General features: G+C 35.9%; 9 protein-coding genes. 8 read left to right on the top strand and 1 reads right to left on the bottom strand.

Features of this window, described 5'->3' with window-relative positions:
* Positions 1-46 precede the first annotated feature (46 nt).
* The 8 genes from KI369_RS25910 (at position 47) to KI369_RS25945 (ending at position 6,629) form a co-directional block, all read left to right on the top strand.
* Positions 47-775, top strand: coding sequence for a YqcI/YcgG family protein (locus tag KI369_RS25910; protein ID WP_212958285.1), 729 nt, complete (start codon positions 47-49; stop codon positions 773-775).
* A 138-nt stretch (positions 776-913) separates the two neighbouring features.
* Positions 914-1,546 (top strand): LysE family transporter, encoded by a 633-nt coding sequence (locus tag KI369_RS25915; RefSeq protein ID WP_212958301.1) that lies wholly within the window; start codon positions 914-916, stop codon positions 1,544-1,546.
* A gap of 19 nt (positions 1,547-1,565) precedes the next feature.
* A complete protein-coding gene (locus tag KI369_RS25920) occupies positions 1,566-1,859 on the top strand; it encodes a cytoplasmic protein (protein WP_212958287.1) in 294 nt (97 codons plus the stop codon).
* A gap of 82 nt (positions 1,860-1,941) precedes the next feature.
* Positions 1,942-2,571, top strand: a complete 630-nt coding sequence (locus KI369_RS25925) for a sterol desaturase family protein (protein WP_212958289.1) — start codon at positions 1,942-1,944, stop codon at positions 2,569-2,571.
* 273 nt (positions 2,572-2,844) lie between these two features.
* On the top strand, positions 2,845-3,186 hold the full coding sequence (locus KI369_RS25930; RefSeq protein WP_212958291.1) for a DUF485 domain-containing protein: 342 nt from the start codon (positions 2,845-2,847) through the stop codon (positions 3,184-3,186).
* A 2-nt stretch (positions 3,187-3,188) separates the two neighbouring features.
* Positions 3,189-4,739, top strand: coding sequence for a solute symporter family protein (locus KI369_RS25935; protein WP_212958293.1), 1,551 nt, complete (start codon positions 3,189-3,191; stop codon positions 4,737-4,739).
* Positions 4,740-4,919: 180 nt separating this feature from the next.
* The gene (locus KI369_RS25940; protein WP_212958295.1) at positions 4,920-6,269 is read left to right on the top strand and encodes an aspartate aminotransferase family protein; all 1,350 of its coding nucleotides are present in this window, start codon (positions 4,920-4,922) and stop codon (positions 6,267-6,269) included.
* Between the two features lie 81 nt (positions 6,270-6,350).
* A complete protein-coding gene (locus tag KI369_RS25945; RefSeq protein WP_212958297.1) occupies positions 6,351-6,629 on the top strand; it encodes a DUF3986 family protein in 279 nt (92 codons plus the stop codon).
* Positions 6,630-6,689: 60 nt separating this feature from the next.
* Here KI369_RS25945 and KI369_RS25950 read toward each other — a convergent pair.
* Positions 6,690-7,381 (bottom strand): cation:proton antiporter (locus tag KI369_RS25950; RefSeq protein WP_212958299.1); only part of this gene is annotated, 692 nt, incomplete at its 5' end.

Raw genomic sequence — 7,381 nt, forward strand, 5'->3', positions numbered from 1 at the left:
GTAATATTCTTAATTGAATGCTATACATAATGAGGTGAAAGAAAGAATGAATGAGTCTTATTTATTAGATAATGAAGGAATGAGAACGAGAACGGACATACCAAATTGGGTTACAAAAGAATTTCAAAATTTTTCGAGTGTCGTGCTAGAACCAACTTTTCCATGCTATTTCGGCTTAACAGCTTTGAAAAAGAATGAGCTTCGTTATTCCTTTCTCTCTCATAATGATTGGAGCCATTTGCCATATACAATGTTATCTTTTTTAGAGTTAATGAAAGAGCAGCCAATTGTAAGAAGGGGATTTTTTCTTTTTGTGGAACCAGAATGTGAGGAACAATCACTGGAATATTATCGTGATTACTTTTGGAAAGTATTACAATATTTACATGAAAAAGATGACCAAACATGGCCGAAGCAAATTCCTGAAGACCCAGACCATTACTTATGGGAATTTTCATTTGGTGGTGAACCGATATTCGCATTTGGAAATGCGCCAGCTTATAAACAACGCAAAACTAGACATTTAGGAAATTCTCTCGTTATTGGATTCCAGCCACGCACTATCTTTGATGGGTTAGAAGGAGATCGTCCGAAAGGAGCATATTCAAGACAAACGGTCCGGGAGCGAGTTGAAAAGTGGGATCAGCTGCCGAAGCATCCTAACATTAGTCATTATGGTGATCCAGAACATCGGGAATGGAAACAATACTTCATAGGAGACGATGTAGAACCGATAAAAGGAAAATGTCCTTTTCTTCATAAGATAGAAAAGTAAGAGCCATCATCCAGATGGCTCTTTTGCATATTTTGGATAAAAAAGGGTATTTTAGTAGTAAATATTTTGATGAAAGCTAGTCTATTTTTAATCATTACATCATTACTTAATAGTAAAGGAAGTAGAAAGGATGGAGCGATGTTTGGAGCGATTATACAACAAATTGTATTAGGTATTTCATTAGCTGCGCCAGTAGGTCCAATTAATATTGAAATGTTAAAACGGGGAATTGAACGAGGTTTTTGGCATGCATGGGTTGTTGGAATTGGTGGAATGACTGCAGATATTTTGTTTATGCTTCTCATCTACTTCGGTTTATCTTCTCTGTTTATGTATACATATGTACAAGCTTTTATGTATTGCACAGGGTTTTTCTTATTATTTTATTTAGGATTTCAAAGTGTAAAACAAGGAATTTCCCACTCGAATATGGAATATAAAAAAGAAGAGGTAGGTGGCCTTAAACAATCGTTTATGGCAGGTTTTTTAATTGCGATATCCAATCCATTAAATCTTGTTTTTTGGTTTGGTATATACGGAAGTACACTTAGCTCATTGCTTACGAAGGTAACGAAACAAGAAGCCTTTTTGTACAGTCTTTGTATTATCGTTGGTATTATTTTATGGAATGTAAATATTGCTTTTTCTGTCCATTTTGGCAGAACTTTATTAAAGCAAAAAGCACTTGGCTATATAACAGCCGGAGCAGGTATTATTTTAGTAGGATATTCTATCCATTTTGCATACAAAGCTTTACAGTTGTTCACATAAGATTGAAGGGGAGATTTTTATGTATCGAACCACTATTGACGGAAAAGAAATTATTATTACGTTAGCACCAAAAATCCGAAAAGAAATCACTGATAGGAATCCACTATATAAAGCGGTATTTCATACTGCAGCAAGATTACTACAAACAAAGCAACCAACGTTTGCGGTAAATCATGAAGTATTTGGGCTCATTATTGGAGAGGTACAAAGAGGAGAAGTAACAGTGTTTGCGGTGGAACATATTATTCCAAAGCAAAATATATTTGGATCGAACAATTTTTTCTCGACAATAGAGCAGCAGGCAAATTTGTAAAGTGAATAGAATAAAATAAAAAATAAAAGAAATAGTCGTAACGATATGTTGCGGCTGTTTTTTTGGAAAAGGGGGAAGGAAGATGAAGAGAGTGGGGAAAGAGTTCTTTTTACAACATGATATCGTTATTATGTATAGTATTTTATTTATTTTCATCATTATTTTAAAAATGCAATTTTTCACATGGATCGGTATGTTGGCGTGTTTGTTTGGAATTGTTTTTTATACGCTTAACGAATATATGACACATCGGTTTTTATTTCACTTAAAACCGCCTAAAAACGTATTTTTATTAAAAATGTTAAGAAGATTACATTATGATCATCACGTGTATCCAGATGATTTAAAACTTTTATTTTTGCCAGTATGGTTTAGCATTCCAAGCTTTACTATATATTTACTTATATCATACGCTGTAACAAAAAGTGTTACTATTACACTTTCATTCGGAATCGGAATGATTATTATGCTTCTCGTTTATGAATGGAAACATTATATTGCACATAAGCCAATTCGTCCCGTCACTAAGTTTGGAAGATGGCTCAAAAAACAGCACATATTACACCATTATAAAAATGAAAAGTTTTGGTTTGGTGTTTCAAATCCAGTATTCGATTTCATATTTGGAACGCTTAAAGATGGAAAAGACGTTGAATTAAGTGAAACAGCTCGTAATTTAGAAAAAGAGAAAAAAACAGAAGTAGTGCGATAAGCACTACTTTTTTATTCAGATATTTGCAGGACGGCAAAACTGCCGCCTAACTTCCTGTAGAAGTTTGATTGGTACGGAATTGAAGTGCGTAATTTTTATGGTGAAAAAGTATATTAAAAACTTAGGGGAAAATGCCGAAAAATGTCTATCGAAAAATCTTTGCAGGAATGTATGGATTGTCTAAAATGAAAATAAGTTTCTGAATATTTATAAAATTTAGTTTTTAGGTATACAAGGGGGAATTGTATTTCAAGTAAGAGAGGGGATTAGAGAATGAAACGAGATGATACGTCAGCACGTAAGTTACAAAATGAGGTGAATTATACAGAGGTTGTTCAGTCAGAAGAATTTCAATTGCTATTAAATACGAAAAAGAAGTTTATCGTTCCGATGAGTATATTCTTTTTTAGCTTTTTTATTGCATTACCTATTTTAACATCGTATTCAAAGGTGCTCAATACACCAGCATTTGGAGATGTTACGTGGGCATGGGTGTTTGCATTTGCGCAATTTATCATGACGTGGTCATTATGTATGATGTATAGCAAAAAAGCAGAATCCTTTGATAAAATCTCGCAAAAAATTCTACAAGATATGCAAAAAGGGAGGGGCTGACTTTGAATGTAACCGCTTTTGCGCTATTTTTAATCATCGTTCTTGGTACACTCGTCATAACTTATTTTGCATCGAAGAAAACGAAAAATGCGAGTGAGTTTTATACAGCTGGAGGGGGATTAACTGGTTGGCAAAATGGTCTGGCCATTGCGGGAGATTATATGTCTGCTGCGTCCTTTCTTGGTATAGCTGGAGCGATCGCATTAACTGGGTTTGATGGATTCTTTTATAGCATCGGTTTCTTAGTTGCTTACTTAGTTGTATTATACTTAGTTGCAGAGCCACTTAGAAATTTAGGGAAGTACACATTAGCAGATATGATTGCGGCGCGTTTTGATGCGAAAAAAGTTCGCGGAGTTGCAGCGCTTAATACGATGACGATTTCGATTTTTTATATGATTGCACAATTAGTTGGGGCTGGTGCACTTATTAAATTATTATTAGGAATCGAATATACGACATCAGTTTTAATCGTTGGTACATTAATGACAGTGTACGTTATTTTTGGCGGAATGACTGCGACGAGCTGGGTACAAATTGTTAAGGCTGTACTACTTATGGCTGGTACATTTATTATTTCTATTATCGTTTTCGCAAAATTTAATTTTAGTGTGACTGAAATGTTCGCGCAAATGAAGACAGCTACACCTTTAAAAGATTCGTTTTTAAATCCAGGAGTAAAGTATAAAGATGGCCTTGATACGCTATCTTTAAATTTAGGACTAGTACTTGGTACAGCTGGATTACCACATATTCTTGTACGCTTCTTTACAGTGCGTGATGCAAAAACGGCACGTCAATCTGTTGTATACGCGACGTGGTTAATTGGCGCATTTTATATTATGACAATCTTCTTAGGGTTTGGGGCAGCGGCATTTGTAGGGAATGAGGCAATTATTAAAGCAAATCCTGCTGGTAATATGGCAGCACCTTTATTAGCGAAAGCATTAGGTGGAGATTTCTTATTTGCTTTCGTATCAGCAATCGCCTTTGCAACGATTTTGGCTGTAGTAGCAGGTCTTGTATTAACAGCAGCGTCAGCCTTTGCACATGATTTTTATAATGAAATTATTCGCAAGGGGAAATCAACAGAAAAAGAGCAAGTGTCAATGGCTCGCTACGCGTCTATTGGAGTAGCGGTATTATCCATTATACTAGCGTTATTTGCACAAACATTGAACGTAGCATTTTTAGTTTCATTAGCATTTGCAGTTGCAGCGAGTGCAAATCTACCAGTTATATTATTCACAATATATTGGAAGCGCTTCAATACGACAGGTGCCATTTCGGGTATGGTTGTTGGACTTGTATCAGCCATTGTTCTCGTAGCGTTAAGTCCAAATGTCTGGAACCCTGTAGCTGGAAAAGCGATATTTGTTGGAGAAGCGCTATTCCCATATACGACACCTGGAATTATTTCAATTCCGCTTGGATTTCTTGCAGCATATTTAGGAACCGTGTTATCTAGTAAGAAAGAAGATGCTGCGAAATTTGATGAGATTCTTGTGAAATCTAATACTGGTCACGGTATTAGCGATGCATCGTCACATTAAAAAGAGAAGGGCTTTTCGATATATAAGAAAAGCTCTTTTTTTCTTGTAAATATTACTGTATTGTAAGTAGGATTTTGTCTTAATTTTGTGGAATGAAAATAAGCAGGGAGAAAATTAAATCATCATGGCACCAGCGCAGCTTTTGTGAAAAATAAGTTGTTATGGAAGGTGGAAGAAATGATGAAAACAAAACAGACTGATGAATTATTAGCAAAAGATGAGCAATATGTTTGGCACGGAATGCGCCCCTTTAGTCCAAATAGTACAATGGTAGGGGCAAAAGCAGAAGGGTGCTGGGTTGAAGATATACAAGGAAAAAGATATTTAGATGGTATGAGTGGTCTTTGGTGTGTGAATAGTGGATATGGCAGAAAAGAGCTCGCAGAAGCAGCTTATAAGCAATTACGAACATTATCATACTTTCCGATGTCACAATCACATGAACCGGCTATAAAGCTTGCAGAAAAATTAAATGAGTGGCTTGGAGGAGAGTATGTTATTTTCTTCTCTAATAGTGGTTCGGAAGCGAACGAAACAGCTTTTAAAATAGCGAGGCAATATTATGCGCAAAAAGGTGAACCACATCGTTATAAATTTATGTCACGTTACCGCGGGTATCATGGAAATACAATGGCAACGATGGCAGCGACGGGACAAGCACAGCGTAGATATCAATATGAGCCATTTGCTTCAGGCTTTTTACATGTAACGCCGCCAGATTGTTATCGTATGCCTGGAATAGAAAGAGAGAACATTTATGATGTAGAATGTGTGAAAGAAGTAGATCGCGTTATGACATGGGAATTAAGTGAAACGATTGCAGCTTTTATTATGGAACCAATTATTACGGGCGGAGGCATTTTAATGCCGCCACAAGACTATATGAAAGCAATTCATGAAACGTGTCAAAAACACGGTGCCTTGCTCATTAGTGATGAAGTAATTTGCGGTTTCGGGCGTACAGGAAAAGCATTTGGATTTATGAATTATGATGTGAAGCCTGATATTATTACGATGGCAAAAGGAATTACGAGCGCATATTTACCATTATCAGCAACAGCCGTGAAAAAAGAAATATATGAAGCATTTAAAGGGAAGGGTGAATATGAATTCTTCCGTCATATTAATACATTTGGTGGAAATCCTGCAGCATGTGCATTAGCGCTTAAAAACTTAGAGATTATGGAAAATGAAAATTTAATTGAGCGCTCTGCACAAATGGGCTCGCTTTTATTAGAGCAATTAAAAGAAGAAATTGGAGAGCATCCACTTGTTGGGGATATTAGAGGAAAAGGTTTACTAGTTGGAATTGAACTAGTAAATGATAAAGGGACGAAAGAGCCAATTGATAACGACAAAATTGCAAGTGTTGTAAATGCTTGTAAAGAAAAAGGTTTAATTATAGGACGAAACGGTATGACAACAGCTGGATATAATAACGTCTTAACATTAGCACCACCGCTTGTTATTTCAAGTGAAGAAATTGCCTTTGTTGTTGGAACGTTGAAGACAGCGATGGAACGCATTTAATGAATCGAGCGAGCTGTAATTACAGCTCGCTTTTGTTTATTAGGTGAAATATGGTAAATTTTCAAAGGGAGGGGAAGTATTATGAAGAAATATGATCCTAGCCAACATTATCATATCGGATATTATGAAGATGGATATGATTTAGAAGTGACGGCGTACAAAAGAATAAATGAACCAGTTTGGGATGCTTATATTCCGCACTATGAGGCAGGCGATTTTTATAACAAAGTGGAGGAAATGAAGCTAGGTGAATATGTAGATGATTACGGCATTATGGTGTATTCATTTAGTAATGATATGGATGATGATGAAGCACGAATTATTTTTGAAAAATGGTTAAAAACGAACGGAATTGTTTAAAGATAAAACGAAAAAGAAGCTTACTATCTTATAAGATAGTAAGCTTCTTTTTTATTAAACTTATTTACTTGCTTTCATTGCTTTATCTTTTGCACCAAAAGTGTATTTTAACATTGGTGGTGTAATCATTGTAGTTAAAATAACGACAATAACGATAGCTGTAAAGTAATCTTGTGCTAGTAGACCTGAAGAAAGTCCTGTTCCTGCGATGATAAGTGCAACTTCACCACGAGAAACCATTCCAGAACCGATAATAGCAGAAGACTTAGCATCAAATCCAGTCATTCGTGCACCAACACCACAACCAATTAGTTTCGTTAAGACAGCGATAACAGTTAATGCTAAGATGAACCAAATTTGATCGCCGATACCATCAAATGTAATATTCATACCGATACTTACGAAGAACACTGGAACGAACATAGCGTAAGCGATTGGTTCTACTTTCTTTTCTACTTCATGTTTGTAGTTCGTTTGAGAAATCGCGATACCAGCTGCGAAAGCACCGATAATACCAGCAATTCCTAATAGTTCGCCGAAATATGCGAATGAGAAACAGATGATAAGAGCCGCGCTCACGATAGACTCAGATACGCGTAGTGGTGATAACCAGCGCATAATCGCAGGAACACCTTTCCATCCGATTAAAATAATAGAAGCGAAGAATACAACTTTCTTCAAGATAACCATTGTTAAGTTAACATCGTCTGTACCTAAGAAGCTCATTGCAAATGCTAATAAAATAACAACAA

Source organism: Bacillus sanguinis (genome assembly GCF_018332475.1).
Taxonomy (GTDB): Bacteria; Bacillota; Bacilli; order Bacillales; family Bacillaceae_G; genus Bacillus_A; species Bacillus_A sanguinis.

Excerpts from the sequence above, each read along its gene's own strand:
- KI369_RS25945 (WP_212958297.1), top strand. The coding sequence starts at position 6,351 with ATGAAGAAATATGATCCTAGCCAACATTATCATATCGGATATTATGAA.
- KI369_RS25930 (WP_212958291.1), top strand. The coding sequence starts at position 2,845 with ATGAAACGAGATGATACGTCAGCACGTAAGTTACAAAATGAGGTGAAT.
- KI369_RS25940 (WP_212958295.1), top strand. The coding sequence starts at position 4,920 with ATGAAAACAAAACAGACTGATGAATTATTAGCAAAAGATGAGCAATAT.
- KI369_RS25910 (WP_212958285.1), top strand. The coding sequence starts at position 47 with ATGAATGAGTCTTATTTATTAGATAATGAAGGAATGAGAACGAGAACG.
- KI369_RS25925 (WP_212958289.1), top strand. The coding sequence starts at position 1,942 with ATGAAGAGAGTGGGGAAAGAGTTCTTTTTACAACATGATATCGTTATT.
- KI369_RS25920 (WP_212958287.1), top strand. The coding sequence starts at position 1,566 with ATGTATCGAACCACTATTGACGGAAAAGAAATTATTATTACGTTAGCA.
- KI369_RS25915 (WP_212958301.1), top strand. The coding sequence starts at position 914 with ATGTTTGGAGCGATTATACAACAAATTGTATTAGGTATTTCATTAGCT.